At 71.0% G+C, this 16,531-nt stretch carries 13 protein-coding genes; 10 read left to right on the plus strand and 3 right to left on the minus strand.

Going from position 1 to position 16,531, the window contains the following annotated elements; all coding sequences use genetic code 11:
- Positions 1–45 precede the first annotated feature (45 nt).
- The 8 genes from OIE40_RS06180 (at position 46) to OIE40_RS06215 (ending at position 11,927) form a co-directional block, all read left to right on the plus strand.
- Positions 46–1,026 (plus strand): squalene cyclase, encoded by a 981-nt coding sequence (locus OIE40_RS06180; RefSeq protein ID WP_264701071.1) that lies wholly within the window; start codon positions 46–48, stop codon positions 1,024–1,026.
- Positions 1,023–2,153, plus strand: a complete 1,131-nt coding sequence (locus tag OIE40_RS06185; RefSeq protein WP_264701072.1) for a trans-sulfuration enzyme family protein — start codon at positions 1,023–1,025, stop codon at positions 2,151–2,153. Before OIE40_RS06180 ends, OIE40_RS06185 begins: the two co-directional genes overlap by 4 nt.
- Positions 2,150–2,776: a GNAT family N-acetyltransferase gene (locus OIE40_RS06190; RefSeq protein WP_264701073.1), complete on the plus strand. Its 627-nt coding sequence runs from the start codon at positions 2,150–2,152 to the stop codon at positions 2,774–2,776. The genes OIE40_RS06185 and OIE40_RS06190 overlap by 4 nt, the downstream gene beginning before the upstream one ends.
- A gap of 26 nt (positions 2,777–2,802) precedes the next feature.
- Positions 2,803–5,214: a PEP/pyruvate-binding domain-containing protein gene (locus OIE40_RS06195; protein ID WP_264701074.1), complete on the plus strand. Its 2,412-nt coding sequence runs from the start codon at positions 2,803–2,805 to the stop codon at positions 5,212–5,214.
- Between the two features lie 140 nt (positions 5,215–5,354).
- Positions 5,355–6,614, plus strand: a complete 1,260-nt coding sequence (locus OIE40_RS06200) for a serine hydrolase domain-containing protein (RefSeq protein WP_264701075.1) — start codon at positions 5,355–5,357, stop codon at positions 6,612–6,614.
- 249 nt (positions 6,615–6,863) lie between these two features.
- A complete protein-coding gene (gene dnaE, locus OIE40_RS06205) occupies positions 6,864–10,382 on the plus strand; it encodes a DNA polymerase III subunit alpha (protein WP_264701077.1) in 3,519 nt (1,172 codons plus the stop codon).
- Between the two features lie 16 nt (positions 10,383–10,398).
- The gene (locus OIE40_RS06210; protein ID WP_264701079.1) at positions 10,399–11,049 is read left to right on the plus strand and encodes a hypothetical protein; all 651 of its coding nucleotides are present in this window, start codon (positions 10,399–10,401) and stop codon (positions 11,047–11,049) included.
- Positions 11,046–11,927, plus strand: coding sequence for a CHAD domain-containing protein (locus OIE40_RS06215; protein WP_264701081.1), 882 nt, complete (start codon positions 11,046–11,048; stop codon positions 11,925–11,927). The genes OIE40_RS06210 and OIE40_RS06215 overlap by 4 nt, the downstream gene beginning before the upstream one ends.
- 115 nt (positions 11,928–12,042) lie before the next feature.
- Here OIE40_RS06215 and OIE40_RS06220 read toward each other — a convergent pair whose 3' ends face one another.
- Together OIE40_RS06220 and OIE40_RS06225 are read right to left on the minus strand one after the other, a co-directional pair.
- Positions 12,043–12,495 (minus strand): metallophosphoesterase family protein, encoded by a 453-nt coding sequence (locus tag OIE40_RS06220; RefSeq protein ID WP_264701082.1) that lies wholly within the window; start codon positions 12,493–12,495, stop codon positions 12,043–12,045.
- Between the two features lie 370 nt (positions 12,496–12,865).
- Entirely contained in the window at positions 12,866–14,092 is a 1,227-nt protein-coding gene (locus OIE40_RS06225) for a pyrophosphate--fructose-6-phosphate 1-phosphotransferase (RefSeq protein ID WP_264701084.1), read from the minus strand.
- Positions 14,093–14,215: 123 nt separating this feature from the next.
- On the opposite strand from OIE40_RS06225, the gene OIE40_RS06230 reads away from it, so the two are divergent.
- The gene (locus OIE40_RS06230) at positions 14,216–14,620 is read left to right on the plus strand and encodes a hypothetical protein (protein ID WP_264701105.1); all 405 of its coding nucleotides are present in this window, start codon (positions 14,216–14,218) and stop codon (positions 14,618–14,620) included.
- 91 nt (positions 14,621–14,711) lie between these two features.
- On the opposite strand, the gene OIE40_RS06235 is transcribed toward OIE40_RS06230, so the two are convergent.
- Complete coding sequence (locus OIE40_RS06235; protein WP_264701106.1) at positions 14,712–15,848, minus strand: MalY/PatB family protein; 1,137 nt, start codon at positions 15,846–15,848, stop codon at positions 14,712–14,714.
- Positions 15,849–15,910: 62 nt separating this feature from the next.
- On the opposite strand from OIE40_RS06235, the gene OIE40_RS06240 reads away from it, so the two are divergent.
- Positions 15,911–16,531: an L-threonylcarbamoyladenylate synthase gene (locus OIE40_RS06240; protein WP_264701108.1), complete on the plus strand. Its 621-nt coding sequence runs from the start codon at positions 15,911–15,913 to the stop codon at positions 16,529–16,531.

Genomic DNA, 16,531 nt, shown 5'->3' on the forward strand with positions numbered 1-16,531 from the left:
ATGAACCGGACGGGTCCTGTCCGGAACCCTGGTTACAGTGACGCCATGACCGAACCTGACGTTCCCGTCGAGTGGCTGTTGGCGACCGATCCGGCACTGCGCTGGCAGGTCGAACGTGACCTGCTCGGCGCCCCCGAAGCAGTCTGGCGAGCCACCCGGGCGCGCATCGCCACCGAGGGCATGGGTGCACGGCTGCTCGCCCAGCAGGACGCCGACGGGCAGTGGGCCCAGGGCGCCTACTTCCCCGGCGAGGGCCACTGGTCGGCGTGGCTGAAGCACCAGCCGGGCCAGCCCTGGACGGCCACCACCTGGTCGCTGTTCACGCTGTGCCGGTGGGGGCTGGACGCGGCCGCGCTGGCCGGCACCGCCGAGAAGCTCGCCGCCAACAGCCACTGGGAGTACGACGACCTGCCCTACTGGGGCGGCGAGGTCGACGTCTGCATCAACGGCTTCACCCTGACCAGCGGTACCTGGCTGGGCGCCGACGTGGCCGGCCTGGTCGACTGGTTCGCCGAGCACCGGCTGGCCGACGGCGGCTGGAACTGCGAATGGGAGACCGGCTCGACCCGGTCGTCCTACCACTCGACGCTGAATGCGCTGGAGGCGTTGCTGTTCCGTGAGGTCTACGGGCCCGACCGTGCATCCCTGGCCTCGCTGCGCCGCGGGGGAGAGGAGTACCTGCTGTCGCGCGGGCTGCGCAGGCGGGCCTCGACCGGCGAACAGGTGGCCCCGTGGGCGACCCTGCTGGCGTACCCGCCGCGGTACCGCTACGACGTGCTCCGCGCCCTGGACTATTTCCGCCGGGCGGCGGCGGTCGACGGCGTCCGACCCGATCCGCGGCTGGCCGAGGCGGTCGAGATCGTCAGGGCCAAGCGACAGCCCGACGGTCGCTGGCTGCAGGAGGCGAACCTGCCCGGCCAGGAGTGGTTCCCGATCGACGTCGCCGTGGGCAAACCGTCGCCGTGGCTGACCCTCTACGCCACCCGCGTGCTGCGCTGGTGGGACGACGAACAGGAGAAGGCATGAGCGACCCGGCTCGTTGGAGCCCGGCCACCCGCGCCGTCGTCGCCGGCCGCCCTGCTCGCGAGGCGGGAGCACCGGTCGGCCCGAGCGTGGAGCTGACGTCGACCTACGTTTCGTGGGAGCCGTTCGGGGCCACCGATCCGGGCATCTACACCCGGATGAACAACGCGAACTGGCGTGACCTGGAGCAGGCCGTCGGTGTGCTCGAGGGCGGCACCGCCGTGGTGTTCGGCGCCGGCATGGCCGCCGCCGCCGCCCTGTTCGACCTCGTGCCGGCGGGTGGTCGGGTGGTGATGGCCGACGCCTGCTACGGCTCGATGCTGTCCCTGGCGGGCAAGCTGGCCGCCGCCGGCCGGTTCAGCCTCGAGCTGGTCGACGTCAGCGACACCGGCGCGGTGCTGGCGGCCCTGCAGGGCACGGACTGGCTGATCATCGAGTCCCCGACCAACCCATTGCTCCAGGTGGCCGACCTGGCCGCGATCGGCGAGGCGGCGAATCGGCTCGGCGTCCGCTGGGCGGTGGACAACACCTTCGCCACCCCGCTGCTGCAGAACCCGCTCGACTTCGGCGCCTCGGTGGTGCTGCATTCGGGCACCAAGTACCTGGCCGGGCACTCCGACGTGGTGCTCGGCGTGCTGGTGGCCCGCGATCCGAGTCTGCTCGATGCGATCGTCGCCTACCGCGGCCTGCACGGCGGCATCCTGGGCCCGATGGAGGCCTGGCTGGCGCTGCGCGGGCTGCGGACGCTCGCCGTTCGGGTCGAGCGGCAGCAGGCCAGCGCCGGGGTGCTGGCGCGGCGGCTGGCCGCGCATCCGGCGGTCGAACGGGTGCGCTACCCGGGCCTGGCGTCCGACCCGGGGCACGTCCTGGCGGCCCGACAGATGCGGGGCTTCGGCGGCATGCTGTCGATCGAACTGGCCGGCGGACGCGAGGCCGCCGACGCCCTGGTCGCGGCGGTCAGGCTGTGGGTGCCGGCCACCAGCCTGGGCGGGGTCGAGTCGCTGCTCGAGCGACGCCGTCGCATCCCTGCCGAGCCGCCCACCGTGCCGGAGAACCTGGTCCGGCTCTCCGTGGGGCTCGAGGACGTGGAGGATCTGTGGGCCGACCTGGAACAGGCGCTCGGGGCGTGACCGCGGCGGCCGGGCGAGCGGCCACCGGCGCCGGAGGGGAGGCTGCCGGGAACTGGCGGGTGCTGCCGGCCGCCGAGGCCGGAGCGGACGCTGTCGCCGCGGTGTTCGGTGCACGTGGGCCGGCCGCGACCTGTCACTGCCAGCGTTACAAGCTCGCGCCACGGGAGTCGTTCGCCGCGCTGGGCCGCGAGGAGCTGACCTTCCGGCTGCAGCTGCAGGCGGCCGACCCGCCTGGACCCGGCCTGGTCGGCTTCGAGGACGACCAACCGGTGGCCTGGTGCGCCGTCGAGTCCCGCGCCGACTACGCCGGGCTGCTTCGGGCGTTCAAGGTTCCCTGGGAGGGCCGCGACGAGAACCGCGCCGACCGGGGCGTCTGGGCCGTCACCTGCTTCACCACCCGGTCCGGGCACCGGCGCCGAGGGTACGGCTCACGGCTGGCGGTGGCGGCGGTCGAGCACGCCCGGCTGCACGGTGCCCGGGCGATCGAGGGGTACCCGATCCTGACCACCGCGGTGATCACCGAGGAACTCCACGTCGGCACTCTGGGCATGTTCACCCGCGCCGGCTTCACCGAGGTGCACCGGCCCACCCCGCGCCGCGCGGTCGTCCGGCTGGAGCTGTGACGCGAACCGAACCCTACGATGAGTCGGTGGACGCCCCGTTCTGCCTGCCGCTGCAACGACTCGGTCGCCACGACCTCGAGTTGGCCGGTGGCAAGGGAGCCAACCTGGGCGAGCTGATCGCCGCCGGCTTCGACGTGCCGGAAGGCTTCGTGGTGACCACCGCCGCCTACTACTCGGCGGTGGGTCCCGGCCCGCACAGCTTTGCGGCGGTGGGGCGGCTGGCAGTGCCCGGGGCGCTCGCGCAGGCGATCGCCGACGGCTACGCGTCGCTGGGTGCCGGGCCGGTCGCGGTGCGTTCCAGCGCCACCGCCGAAGACCTGCCCGGCGCGGCCTTCGCCGGACAGCAGGAGACCTACCTCAACGTGCAGGGCGAGGCGGCGGTGATCACCGCCGTGCGCGACTGCTGGGCGTCGCTGTGGGGCGAGCGGGCGATCGCCTACCGCGCCAGACTCGGCCTCGATGAGAGCACCGTCGCCATCGCGGTCGTGGTGCAGCGCATGGTCGACGCCGATCTCGCCGGCGTGATGTTCACCGCCGACCCGGTCACGGGGCGCCGCGACCACGTGGTGATCGATGCCAGCCCCGGCCTGGGCGAGGCGGTCGTCTCGGGCCTGGTCACCCCCGATCATGCGGTGCTGGACGCCGACAACCGGGTGATCAGCCAGCGGGCGGGCGGTCGCGAGGTGACGATCCGCGCGGCCTGGGGCGGTGGCACGGTCACCGACGAGAACGCCGGTGGAGCGGGAGGTGCGCCGAGCGATGGGCAACTCGCCCGGCTGGCTGATCTCGGACGCCGCATCGCGACCCATTTCGGCGGCCCGCAGGACGTGGAGTGGGCGATCGAGGGGGAGCGGATCGCGATCGTGCAGGCACGGCCGATGACCGCCCTGCCGCCCGCGCCGGTGCCACTGAACGCCGTGCAGCGCTTCGTCGGGCCCGTCATTCTCGAGCTTCTGCCGCGCCGTCCCCACCCGTTGGAGCTTTCGGCCTGGAGCCGCAGCATCGGCCGCCACGTGGAGGGGCTCGTCGACGGACTGGTCGGTGGCCACGTCGACTTCAACGACGTGGCGGTCACCACCGACGAGGTGATGGCCAGCTATGTGCCGCCCGACCCGCACCCGACCGCACGAACCCCGTTGCGGCTGCTGCGCACCCTGTGGCGCACCCGCCGCGACCCGCGCGCCTGGCGCGACGACCCCGCCTATCGGCGCTTCGACGCCGACGCAGGCACCCTGGCCGCACTCGACGTCGCCGGCGCCGAGTGGGCCGAGTTGCTCGCCGTGCCGGCCCGGGCGTCCGCCCTGGTGGACCTGATGACCGAGCTACGGGTGGGCTACCTGCCGGGTGCGGTCGGCGCGATGCTGCGGCTACGGCTGCTGCTGGCGGTGCTGCGTCGCAGTGAGCTGTTCGGCGCCCTGATCCTGGAACTGCCCACCATGACCGACCGGGCGAACGGCACGCTGGCGCTGATCGCCGATCAGCTCCGCGGGCTGCCCGACCTCGCCGAAAGGCTGGCCGGCCTGAGCCCGGCCGCCGCCCTCGAGGCGATCCGCCGCGACCCCGACGCCGTGGACGTCCGGGAGCGGCTCGAGGCGTTCCTCCTCCGCTATGGGCACCGCGAGACCGGTAGCGTGCTGCTGCTGCGCGACCCGAGCTGGGCCGACGAGCCGACCACGGTGATGGCCCTCATCCAGCTGCTGCTGGCGAGTCCCGACAAGACCGGGACGCCGCCGTTCGCACCGGCGCTGGCTCGACTGCTCCATGACCCGGTGCTCACCGCGACCCGCAGCGCCGACTGGGTCGGACGGCTGGTTACCAGGGCGTCCGCCGGGGTGCAGGTGCGTGAGGACACCCACTTCGAGGTCACCCGGGCGATGCCGCCGGTGCGGCACGCCTGCGTCGAGGCCGGACGCCGGCTGGCCGCAGCCGGGGCGATCGACCAGGCCGATGACGTGTGGTTCCTCACCCTCGAGGAGTTGCGCTCGGTGCCCGACCCCGACCGCGCCGGCGGCGCCCGGCTGCGCGAGGCGATCGGACGCCGCCGCGCACTCTGGCAGGAGCTCGCCGGGGCGCCGCTGATCGCCACCGCCACGCTGTACCCGGAGCGCGACGACTCCGACGCGCTGGTCACCGGGGTGGCCGGCGGGGGAGGAGTGGCGGAGGGTCCGGTACGGGTGATCCACTCCCCGGCCGGTTTCGGTGCGCTGCGGCCCGGCGAGGTGCTGGTCTGTCCGGCCACCAACCCGTCGTGGACCCCGCTGTTCTCCCGTGCGGGCGCCGTGGTGGTCGACCACGGCGGTATCGCCTCCCATGCCGCGATCGTGGCGCGCGAATACGGCATTCCGGCCGTGATGGGGACCGGCACCGGCACCGGCGTGTTGCGCGATGGCGTCCGGGTCAGGGTCGACGGCGACCGGGGCCGGGTGACCCCGGCCTGATCGTGCTCGTGGGACGCCGCGCGGCTTTCCCCCCGGACAACTGACAGATCACTAGAGTCGGGAGACGAAGACCCCGGCCGTGCCGGCTCACACAGCCGTGAGCGCCTCCCGGCGGCCGGGACCCGATGAGAGGACTGGTTGTGAGTTCAGAGTTGATCACCCAGGCGGAGCCCGAAGAGGTTGGCGTCTCCAGCGCGTACCTGGCCAACATCGACGCCCTGCAGAAGCGCTACCTGGCCGAGAACGCCTACCAGGGCTCGGTGGTGCTTGTCGCCCGGCACGGCAAGGTCTGCTATTTCAAGGCCTTCGGCGATGCCGACGACGACGTGCCGATGGCCACCGACTCGGTCTTCCGGCTCGCGTCCATGTCGAAGGTGGTCGCCGCCGTCGCGGTGCTGCAGCAGTTCGAGCGCGGCCTGATCGCGCTGCACGAGCCGATCTCGACCTACCTGCCGGAGTTCGCCGACACCAAGGTCGCGGTCGTGAAGGACTGGGCGGTCACCCAGCTGCGGACGGCGTCGCGGGAGATCACCGTGCACGACCTGCTCACTATGACTGCCGGGATGACCAACACCTGGTGGCACGGACTGTTCGAGCCGCCGATCTACCACGTGGTGCCGAAGCTGTACCACGAGGCCGGGCTGGTCGACGACCTGAACACCCCGCCGACCACGCTGGAGGAGAACACCAAGCTGATCGCCTCCTTACCGCTGATCGCCGACCCGGGGACGATGTTCGACTACTCGAACAACTCCGTCGACGTGCTCTGCCGGCTGGTCGAGGTCGTCTCCGGGCTCGACTTCAACAGCTACCTGCAGCAGAACATCTTCACGCCGCTGCAGATGAACGAGACGTGGTTCTTCCCGCCCGAGGAGGTCTGGGGCCGGATCGCCGCGGTGTACTGGGCCGGACGCCGCGAGAAGCAGACCGAGGCGTCCCCGCTCGGGTTGGGCATGCTCGGCCCGCAGTACACCTTCAGCGAGCACAAGACCCTGTTCAGCGGTGCGGGCGGCCTGCACGGCACCACCGCCGACTATTTCCGATTCGCCCAAATGCTGCTCAACAACGGCGAACTCGAGGGCGTCCGCGTGCTCAGCCCGGCCTCGGTGCGGCTGATGACCACCAACCAGATCGGCGACCTGAGCAACTGGCAGCTGACCCAGAACAAGTGGGGCTACATGGTCGACATCCAGGAGGGCGAGAACGCGCCGGCCGGATCGATCCACTACCTGGGAGGTCCCGGCGCCTACTCGTGGCAGGGATTCTTCTCCACCAAGTTCGTCAACAACCCACGCTTGGACACCACGATCCTGACCATGTCCACCCCGGGCTTCGACGGGGCCCTACCGCACAACCTCCGACTGGTCGCGGCAGCCACGGCGGCGGTGGTCGGCGACTGACCCCAGCCCCGCCCCGACTTCTGACAGCTCGCCCAACTACCGAGCGCACCGCCAAGGTTGGCGAGCCCTCGGTAGTTGGGCGAGCGCCATGTTCGGGGGGCGGACGCCGCGACACGCCGGGGCCGCAACCACGTCCCGTCGTGTCGCCGGGAAGCACCGGCGCGGAGGGTTAGGGTGGGTCCTCTCCGCTGGACTTCCCCCTGGCGAATCCGCCCGCTGACACGCGACGCATGGAGGTCGAAACCGCCGATGGCCGATGGGTTCGTGCATCTGCACTGCCACTCCGAGTACTCGATGCTCGATGGCGCGGCGCGACTCAAGGATCTCGTCAGCGGGTGCGAGCAGATGGGCATGCCGGCGCTGGCCGTCACCGACCACGGCAATCTGTTCGGCGCCTACGAGTGGTACAAGGTCGCCAAGGGCAGTGCGGTGAAGCCGATCATCGGCCTCGAGGCGTACCTCACCCCCAAGACGCACCGCAGCGAGCGCAAGCGCGTCCAGTTCGGCGACGGCACCGGTGACGATGTGGCGTCCAAGGGCGCGTACACGCACATGACGATGTGGGCAGAGAACGCCGACGGGATGCACAACCTGTTCCGGCTCAGCTCGATGAGCTCGCTGGAGGGCTTCTTCTACAAGCCCCGCGCCGACCGCGAACTGCTGCACCGCTACGGCAAGGGCATTCTTGCCACCACCGGCTGCCCGTCCGGTGAGGTGCAGACCTACCTGCGGCTGGGTCAGTACCAGCAGGCGCTGGAGTCGGCGGCCGAGTTCCGCGACATCTTCGGCGCCGGCAACTTCTACTGCGAGCTGATGGACCACGGCCTCGACATCGAACGCCGCGTCCGCCACGACCTGCTCCGCATCGCCAAGGACCTCAAGCTGCCGCTGGTGGCCACCAACGACCTGCACTACGTGCACGCCGAGGACGCCGAGGCGCACGACACCCTGCTGTGCGTGTCGTCAGGCTCCAACCGCGACACCCCCAACCGGTTCAAGTTCGACGGCAACGGCTACTACCTCAAGAGCCCCGCCGAGATGCGCAGGATCTGGGCCGAACTGCCCGAGGCGTGCGACAACACCCTCGCCATCGCCGAGCGCTGCAGCACCCACTTCGACGAGGGCACCGGCACGTTCATGGCGCAGTTCCCGGTGCCGGCCGGCGAAACCGAGCAGTCCTGGTTCGCCAAGGAGGTGCGCCGCGGGCTCGAGGTACGGTTCCCCGAGGGGGTGCCCAGCTACGCCACCGAGCAGGCCGAGTTCGAGACCCGGGTCATCACCGACAAGGGTTACTGCGGGTACTTCCTGGTCGTGGCCGACTTCATCAACTGGGCCAAGAACAACGGCATCCGGGTGGGCCCGGGTCGCGGATCGGGCGCCGGCTCGATGTGCGCCTATGCGCTGCGGATCACCGACCTCGACCCGGTACCGCACGGGCTGATCTTCGAACGGTTCCTCAACCCCGAACGCCCCTCGATGCCCGACTTCGACATCGACTTCGACGAGCGCCGCCGGGGCGAGGTGATCCGCTACGTCACCGAGAAGTACGGCGACGACCACGTCTGCCAGATCGTCACCTACGGCACCATCAAGGCCAAGCAGGCGATCAAGGACGCCGGCCGCGTCCTGGGCAAGCCGTTCGGGCTGGGCGAGAAGATCACCAAGGCCTACACCCCGCCGGTGATGGGCAAGGACGTCCCGCTGCCGGAGGTGTTCAATCCCGAGCACGCCCGCTACGCCGAGGGCGGCGAGTTCCGTGCACTCTACGAGTCCGACCCCGAGGTGCAGGAGGTGGTCGACACCGCCCGTGGCATCGAGGGGCTGAAGCGCCAGTGGGGCGTCCACGCCGCCGGCGTCATCATGAGCTCGGCGCCACTGCTCGACGTCGTCCCGATCATGAAGCGGGAATCCGACGGCCAGATCATCACCCAGTTCGACTACCCGAGCTGCGAGGCGCTCGGCCTGGTCAAGATGGACTTCCTGGGCCTGCGCAACTTGACCATCCTCGACGATGCGATCGCCAACGTGAAGGCCAATCGGGGCATCGACATCGACCTCGACGAACTCAGCAAGGATCCGACCGATCCGGACACCTACCGGCTGCTGGCCACCGGCGACACCCTCGGCATCTTCCAGCTCGATGGGGGCGGCATGCGGGTGCTGCTGCGGCAGATGCAGCCGGATAACTTCGAGGACATCTCGGCGGCACTTGCGCTGTACCGGCCCGGCCCGATGGGCGCCAACAGCCACACCAACTACGCGCTGCGCAAGACCGGCAAGCAGCCGATCACCGCGATCCACCCCGAGCTGGCCGAGCCGCTGGCCGAGATCCTCGACCTGACCTACGGCCTGATCGTCTACCAGGAGCAGGTACAGCAGATCGCGGTGAAGGTGGCCAACTACACCCTGGGCGCCGCCGACCAGCTGCGCCGGGCGATGGGCAAGAAGAAGAAGGAGGTGCTGGACGCCGAATTCGTCAACTTCGAGGGCGGCATGCAGGCCAACGGATTCTCCGCCGGTGCGATCAAGTCCCTGTGGGACATCCTGGTCCCCTTCTCCGACTACGCCTTCAACAAGGCGCACACCGCCGCCTACGGGCTGATCTCGTACTGGACGGCCTACCTCAAGGCGAACTATCCGGCCGAGTACATGGCCGCGCTGCTCGAGTCGGTGAAGAACGACAAGGACAAGTCCGCGGTCTACCTGGCGGAGTGTCGGCGGATGGGCATCAAGGTCCTGCCGCCCGACGTGAACTCCTCGGAGGGGCGGTTCACCCCGGTCGGAACCGACATCCGTTACGGGCTCGCCGCCATCCGCAACGTCGGCGACAACGTGGTGAACGGCATCGTCGGGGGCCGCGAGACGAACGGGCCGGCGTCCGACTTCAACGAGTTCCTGTCCAACGTGCCGCTCGTGGTGTGCAACAAGCGGGTCATCGAGTCGCTGATCAAGGCCGGCGCGTTCGACTCGCTGGGGCACACCCGCCGTTCGTTGATGGAGTGCTACGAGCAGAAGGTCGACGAGGTGATCGACCTCAAGCGCAACCAGGCGAACGGCCAGGACGACCTGTTCGGCGACTTCGGTGAGGGGGAGGCGCTGGTCAGCTCGCCGATCCCCGAGGTGGAGGAGTGGGAGAAGCGCGTCCGGCTGGCGTTCGAGCGCGAGATGCTGGGCCTGTACGTGTCCGATCACCCCCTGCTCGGGTTGGAGCACGTGCTGCTCGCCAACCGGGAGCACTCCATCGGCCAGATCGTCGCCGAGGACGGGCCGCGCGACATGCCGACCAGCATCGCCGGCATGATCACCCAGGTCACCCGCAAGCAGACCAGGAACGGCGACCTGTGGGCGATCGTCTCGGTCGAGGATCTTGAGGCCTCCATCGAGGTGCTGCTGTTCCCGAAGGTGTACCAGCAGGTTGCGCTCTCGCTCGCCACCGACACCATCGTGCGGATCAAGGGCCGGATCGTCGACAAGGACGAAGGCGTCGAGGTGCGCGGCTCGGACGTCACGTTCCCCGACGTGTCCGAAGGCCCGTCCGGGCCGGTGGTGATCTCACTGCCCGCCGCCCGCTGCACCCCGGCGGTGGTGCAACAGCTGCGCACCGTACTGACCAACCACCCGGGGGCTACGGAGGTTCGGGTGCGGCTCACCACCTCGAGCAACCGGACGACCGTGTGGAAGCTCGAGGAGACCCTGCGGGTGCTGCCGTCCCCGCCGCTGATGGCCGACCTGAAGGCTCTGCTGGGTCCGTCGTGCGTCAGCGTCTAGCCACTACTGTGGGGGCGTGACCAGCGCCCCGACCCCTGCGACCGACGACATCGAGACGATGCCGAGCCGCAGTACCGACCTGGTTTCGGCGGCCATCTTCGCCGGCGCCGCGCTGATCGCCGGCATGGCCGCGGCGGTGTTGTGGCGGCTGGTGGTGCGGCTGCCCAGCTACGAGGTGCAGGCCGACGGCTCGGCGAGTGTCACCGAACGGGCCCTGACGGAGTTCTTCGCCGGGGACGCCTGGTACGTCGTGATCGGCGTGGTGGTGGGCGCCGGCCTGGGCGTCGCGACCTGGCGGCGGTTCAAGTCGATCGGCTGGCCGTCGGCGTTCCTGGCCGCCGGCCTGGGGGTGATCGCCGGGCTGGTGTGCTGGCAGCTGGGACAGCTGCTCGACGGCGCCCCGTTCGACGAGCGGCTGGCCGCCGCGCAGCCCGGGGACTCGGTGCCGATCGCCCTGGCCCTTCGGTCGCCGTCCGCGCTGGCGGTGTGGGCGTTCGCGGCGGTCACCCCGATCCTGCTCGGCTCGGCCCTCGGTCCGGACGAGGAGGCCGTGGCCCGGCAACCACGCTCGCGGCACCGCGCCGTGCCAAGCGAACCCGTCCAGCCCGACGAGGTCGTGGACGAGCGCGGCGTCGTCCGCACCGACGAAAGGGCGGGCAGCCAGTGAGCGCCGGTTCCGTGCCGCCTGCGGCGTCGGTCGTGCTCGACTATCTGCGGGCGCAGGCCGAGGTGATGGCCGAACGGGCCGACGACGTCCGCACCGACACACCGGACGCCGTGCACCGCAGCCGCGTTGCCACCCGCCGCGCACGCAGCGCGTTGCGCACCTTCGCGTCGCTGTTCTCCGCCAAGCGGGTCCGGCTGCTGCGTACCGAACTGGCCTGGCACGCCGACCAACTGGGGGCCCCCCGCGACGCCGAGGTGCTGGCCGAGCGGCTCCAGGGCCTGCTCGATCAACTGCCGGCCGGCCAGGTGACGCTGCCGGCCAGGGCGCGGCTGACGGACAACCTGACGCAGGTGCACGCCACCGGGCACCGGGCGTTGGTGGCGTCCATGGATTCCCCGCGCTACACCGATCTACGCGAACAGTTCGACCGATTCCTCGCCGAGCCGCCGATCCGGTCGTCGCAGGCGGACGCCGGCCTCGACGTCCTCGCGTCGCTGCTCGCCCGCTGCGTGACCCGCGTGCGCCGCAAGGAGGCCAGAGCAGCGGCCTCGGGGGACGACCCGCACCGCTGGCACGAGGTTCGGAAGGCCGCCAAGGCGGCCCGCTACTGCTCGGAGGCGCTGCTGCCCGCGTTCGGGCAACCGGCGCGACAGCTCGCCCAGGCCTGGGAGCAGGTCACCGAGGCGTTGGGCGAACTGCAGGACACGGTGGTCGCCGAGGCGTACCTGGGCACCGAAGCCGCCCGGGCCCGTGAGGCCCGCGAGTCGGCCGACACCTTCCTGGCGATGATCTCGGCCGAGCTGCGGCTGCGCGACGATGCGCTCGAACGCGGACGCACCGCGCTGCAGCAAGCGCTGGCGCTGCCACCACTGAGCTGATCGCCGCTACCGCAGCATCCCTCGACCGACGTCGCGCGCGTCCGGACACGTTGCGTGCGGCACAACAGCCGCAATGTGTCCGGCGGCGCGCAACCTCGGTAGCAGCGTTCCGGCCTCAGCCCAGGCCGATGGATCCCCGCGACGTGCCGGGCGCCATCGGCGAGGGCAGGGCATCGGCGTCGGGGGTGTAGCCCGGGGGTGCCAGCACCGGCTTGGCGGCTCCGGTGAGGAAGTCGTCGTATCCCTCGGGGAACCGGGCGCGGCCCTGCACCAGGCAGTCATGGTTGCCGTAGACGCTCAGCCAGGGCACCCCCACACCGGGGCTGGTGAACGGCCCGGCGGCCCGCTGGACCACGCCCGAGACGGCCGGGAAGCCCTTCGCCGACCACGCGTCTGCCGAGCCTGGTTGGGGGTGCCAGTACGCCGGGTCGGGGCCGCCGGTGGGGCTGGCGGGATGTCCGACGCCGAGGTCGGTGGGGTCGATGGTGCCGCCGTCCGGGGCCCGCAGGTAGGCGTCCAGCTCGTTGGCCTGGGCGCTGTCGACGTTGTCGCCGGTGGTCACCAGCACGTCGACGGGGGGTACGCCCGCTGAGATCCCGTGCCGTCTGGGCGACCATCGCGAGCGCCTGCCACTGCAGGAACTCTGAGGCCGGTAGGCGGGCAGCATCCGCTGCCACGCCGGATCGCCGTCGAACCGCTGCAAAAATTCGGTGGGCTGGGGGGGAGCAGGTCGGCCAGTTGGAAGTCGGTGATCTGCACCAGCCCCAGCAGTCCGGTGACCGCGGCGTCCGGGCCATCGGTGGCGACCGGGCCGGCCAGGTCGGGACGCCGCAGGTGCGGTCGCTGCAGCACGCACGGAGCACGGACGCGACGGACGTGGGACGAGCGCCGGCCGCGCCGGGCCGGACCTCAGTGCCCGGCCGGCGCCCGGCCGGACCTCAGTGCTCGGCCGGCGGGGCGGCGACCGGGGCCGGCTGGCCGATGTCGGCGAGCAGGTCGAGATACCACTGCTGGGTGATATCGAACGGCTTGCCGCCCTTGATCCGGTCGAACGCGATCGCGGTCAGCACGTCGCCGTTCTCCTCGTCGTGGCCGATCACACCGGACTCGCCGCGCAGCGCGGTGTCGACGGCGAGATCGGTCATCGAATGAATCAGGTCCAGGTCGTACTGGTTGGACGCCGCCGACCGCGAGTAGTAGCCGGACTTCTGCACCAGGGTCTTCTCGGCGTCCAACATCTCGGCGAACTGCTGGCCGAACCAGGCGCCGGGGTTGACCTTGTCGAGCCGGATGTGGCCGAAGGCGTCACGCGGCACCTCCTGGCCGGCCTTCTCCATCTCGGCGACGATGCTCTCCACGCCCGCACCCTCGGAGACGAAGATGTTCACGTTGCCGACGGTGTCCATCACCTCGTGCAGCCGGGCCGCCTCGGCCTCCAGGTCGATCACCGCTTCGGGGACGAAGACCGCGTGCACGTCCCACGCCTTGGCGTCCAGGCCGATCTCGGGCAGCCACTCGGTCTGCGTCAGCCATTGGCGGTACTTGCGCGCGGTGGCGGCGGTGAGCCAGCCACAGTTGCGTCCCATCACCTCATGGACGATCAGCAGCCGCGACCCGGCGTTGTGCTCGGCCAGCACGTTGCGGCTGAACCGCGCCCCCATCTCGGCGGCGGTATCGGCGCCGAGCGACTGCCGGATCGGGATCACGTCGTTGTCGATCGTCTTGGGCAGCCCGACCACGGTCAGGCCGTAGTCGTTGCCGGCCAGGTAGGCGGCCAGGTCGGCGGCGGTGGTGTTGGTGTCGTCGCCGCCGATGGTGTGCAGCACGTCCACGCCGTCGGCGACCAGCCGGTCGGCGGCCACCTTCAACGGGTCGTCGCCCTCGGCCACCAGTCCGCGCTTGACCAGGTCCTTGGCGTTGGTCAGCTTCACCCGCGAGTTGCCGATCGGCGAGCCGCCGAACAGCTCCAGCAGGTGCGCCTTCTCGCGCACCGCAGGGCCCACCTCGAGAAAGTCCCCGCTGAGCAGGCCCTGGTAGCCGTGCCGGTACGCGATGATCTCGATCTCGGGCGCGACCGCGGTGTAGCGCTGGATGAGACCGCCGATCGCGGTGGATAGGCAGGGAGCGAAACCGCCGGCGGTGAGCAGCGCGACCTTGTGAACCATGGACTGTGGCCTTTCTGGCGGGGGAGGACGTCGTTCGTCAGCCTAGTGCGGCAGCCGTTGCCTCGCACGCTCGGACCTGTGGACAACCCCCCACTAGGGCACCGGGTTGGGCACACTGGTGGCGTGGATGCCAAGCGACACCGTGACGAGCGTGGCCAGGCGCTGTCGGCCTTCGTCGTGGTGGTCGTCCTGGCGCTGCTGCTGGTCGCCGGCCTGGTGATCGACGGCGGTCGCAAGAGCGCCGCCGACCGTCGCGCCGAACTCACCGCCGCGGCAGCCGCCCGCTCGGCGGCCGACGCGACCGCCGCGCAGCGTCAGGCCGGACGCCGTCCCGACACCGCCTCCGCGGTGGCGGCCGCCCGCGAGGTGCTGGCCGCCGAGCCCGGCGTACGGGGCAGTGTGACCGTGGCGGCCGACGGCACGGTCCGCGTGATCACCTCGACCAGCGTCGACACCCTGCTGCTCAGCCTGATCGGCATCAACCGGCTCGAGGGTCACGGGGACGCCTCGGCACAGCTCTTCGACTGAGCGGTCGGGCGGGCCCGGGCCACGTTGTCGCCGCGACCGAGCGCCGGCACCGGAATCCGCTGACGGGTTTCGAACGGTCGTGCCGGCGGGCTCAGGCCGCCTGGCGGCGCAACGAGGACGCCATCCGCTCCACGGCCCGGGTGATCAGCGCCGGCGAGGCCGCCAGGTTGATCCGGACGAACTGCGCATGCGCGGGGGAGAAGTCCCGGCCAGGTGAGAACGCCACCCTGCCGGTCTCGAGGAAGTGCCGCACCGGCAGCGCCAACCCGAGTTCGGTGCAGTCCACCCAGGCCAGGTAGGTGCCCGGCTGCGGGGTGTAGCGGGCGCCGGGCACCAGGTTGTGCAGCAGGTCGCTCAGCAGTTGCTTGTTCGCAGCCACCTCGACGCAGACCTGGTCGACCCACTCCTGCCCGTGCCGCAGGGCGGCGGTGTGTGCGATCGACCCCAGGTGCCCGGTGGACTGGCCCGCCAGCGGGGGCAGGGCATCGAGGACGTCGACCGCATCACGTCCGGCGACGTAGAGGCCGGCCTTGAACGCCGCCAGGTTCCACGCCTTGCCGGCCGAGACGACCACGACCGCCCGCTGCGCGGCCGGCACGCTCAGGGTCGGCACGAAGGTGGTGCCCGGGTCGACCAGCCAGGCGTGGATCTCGTCCACGATCAGCCGGACGCCGTTGGCGTCGCACAGCTCGGCGACGGCCGCCAGCTCCTCGGCGGTGTGCACCGTTCCGGTCGGGTTGTGCGGCGAGCAGAGCAGGAAGGCGGTCACGTCGTCGGCCGCGAAGGCCTCGGCCAGGGCGTCCAGGTCGAGGCGTCCGGCCGGGCTCAGCGGCACCGGCACCGTCCGCCGCCGGTAGCCCCCGGTCACCTGCCAGAAGGGTCGGTAGACGGGCGCGGTGATCACCACTCCCTCGCCGGGGTTGGTGACGGCCTCGAGCACGCACAGCACCGCGTTCATCACGTCGCCGCCTCGTCGCACCTGGTCGGACGCCAGTTCCAGGCCCCAGCGCGAGGACGCCGTTGCGCGGTAGGCGTCGGCGTACCCGGTGCCGTGGGGGTAGCCGGTGTCGCCGTTGTCGAGGGCCTCCTCCAGCGCCCGGCGGACGGCCGGGATGACCGCGGTGTCCATCTCGGCCACCCACAACGGCAGCACGTCGGGGTCGTAGGTGCGCCACTTCAGGCTTTGTCGCTGTCGCAATTCGTCCTCGGTCAGCGAAAAGATCGTCATGGTGGCATTCTGGCCGCTCCGGCCGGCGCACCGCGCCGGGTCTCGACAGGAGGCGATACACCGTGGCCCGCTACTTCGACGTCCATCCCGACAATCCGCAGCCCCGCGCCCTCGGCCAGGTCGCCGCCATCCTGCGCGACGGCGGGCTGGTGGCCTATCCGACCGATTCGGGTTACGCGCTCGGCTGCATGCTCGGCAACCGTTCGGGGCTGGACCGCATCCGCGAGCTGCGCCACCTGGACGCCCGGCACAACTTCACCCTGGTGTGCAGCGAGTTCGCCCAACTGGGCCACTACGTGCAGATGAGCAACGACGTGTTCCGGGCGATCAAGGCGGCCACGCCCGGCGGCTACACGTTCATCCTGCGGGCCACCCGGGAGGCGCCCAAGGTGATGCTGCAGCCCAAGAAGAAGACCGTCGGCGTCCGGTTGCCGCCGCACGTCACCGCACTGGCGCTGTTGCACGAGCTCGGCGAGCCGTTGATGTCGAGCACGCTGCTGCTGCCGGGCGAGACCGAACCGATGTCCGACGGCTGGACGGTGAACGACCAGGTGGGGCACGCGCTGGACGCCGTGCTCGACTCGGGCGACTGCGGCACCGAGCCGACCACCGTCATCGATCTCACCGGCGACGAGGTCGAGATCGTCAGGCGCGGCTCGGGCGATCCGGAGCTGTTCGAGTAG

The organism is Micropruina sonneratiae, assembly GCF_025972045.1.
GTDB lineage: Bacteria > Actinomycetota > Actinomycetes > Propionibacteriales > Propionibacteriaceae > Micropruina > Micropruina sonneratiae.

Coding starts and splice junctions, on each gene's coding strand:
- OIE40_RS06180 (WP_264701071.1), top strand. CDS start 46: ATGACCGAACCTGACGTTCCCGTCGAGTGGCTGTTGGCGACCGATCCG.
- OIE40_RS06235 (WP_264701106.1), bottom strand. CDS start 15,848: ATGACGATCTTTTCGCTGACCGAGGACGAATTGCGACAGCGACAAAGC.
- OIE40_RS06225 (WP_264701084.1), bottom strand. CDS start 14,092: ATGGTTCACAAGGTCGCGCTGCTCACCGCCGGCGGTTTCGCTCCCTGC.
- OIE40_RS06185 (WP_264701072.1), top strand. CDS start 1,023: ATGAGCGACCCGGCTCGTTGGAGCCCGGCCACCCGCGCCGTCGTCGCC.
- dnaE (WP_264701077.1), top strand. CDS start 6,864: ATGGCCGATGGGTTCGTGCATCTGCACTGCCACTCCGAGTACTCGATG.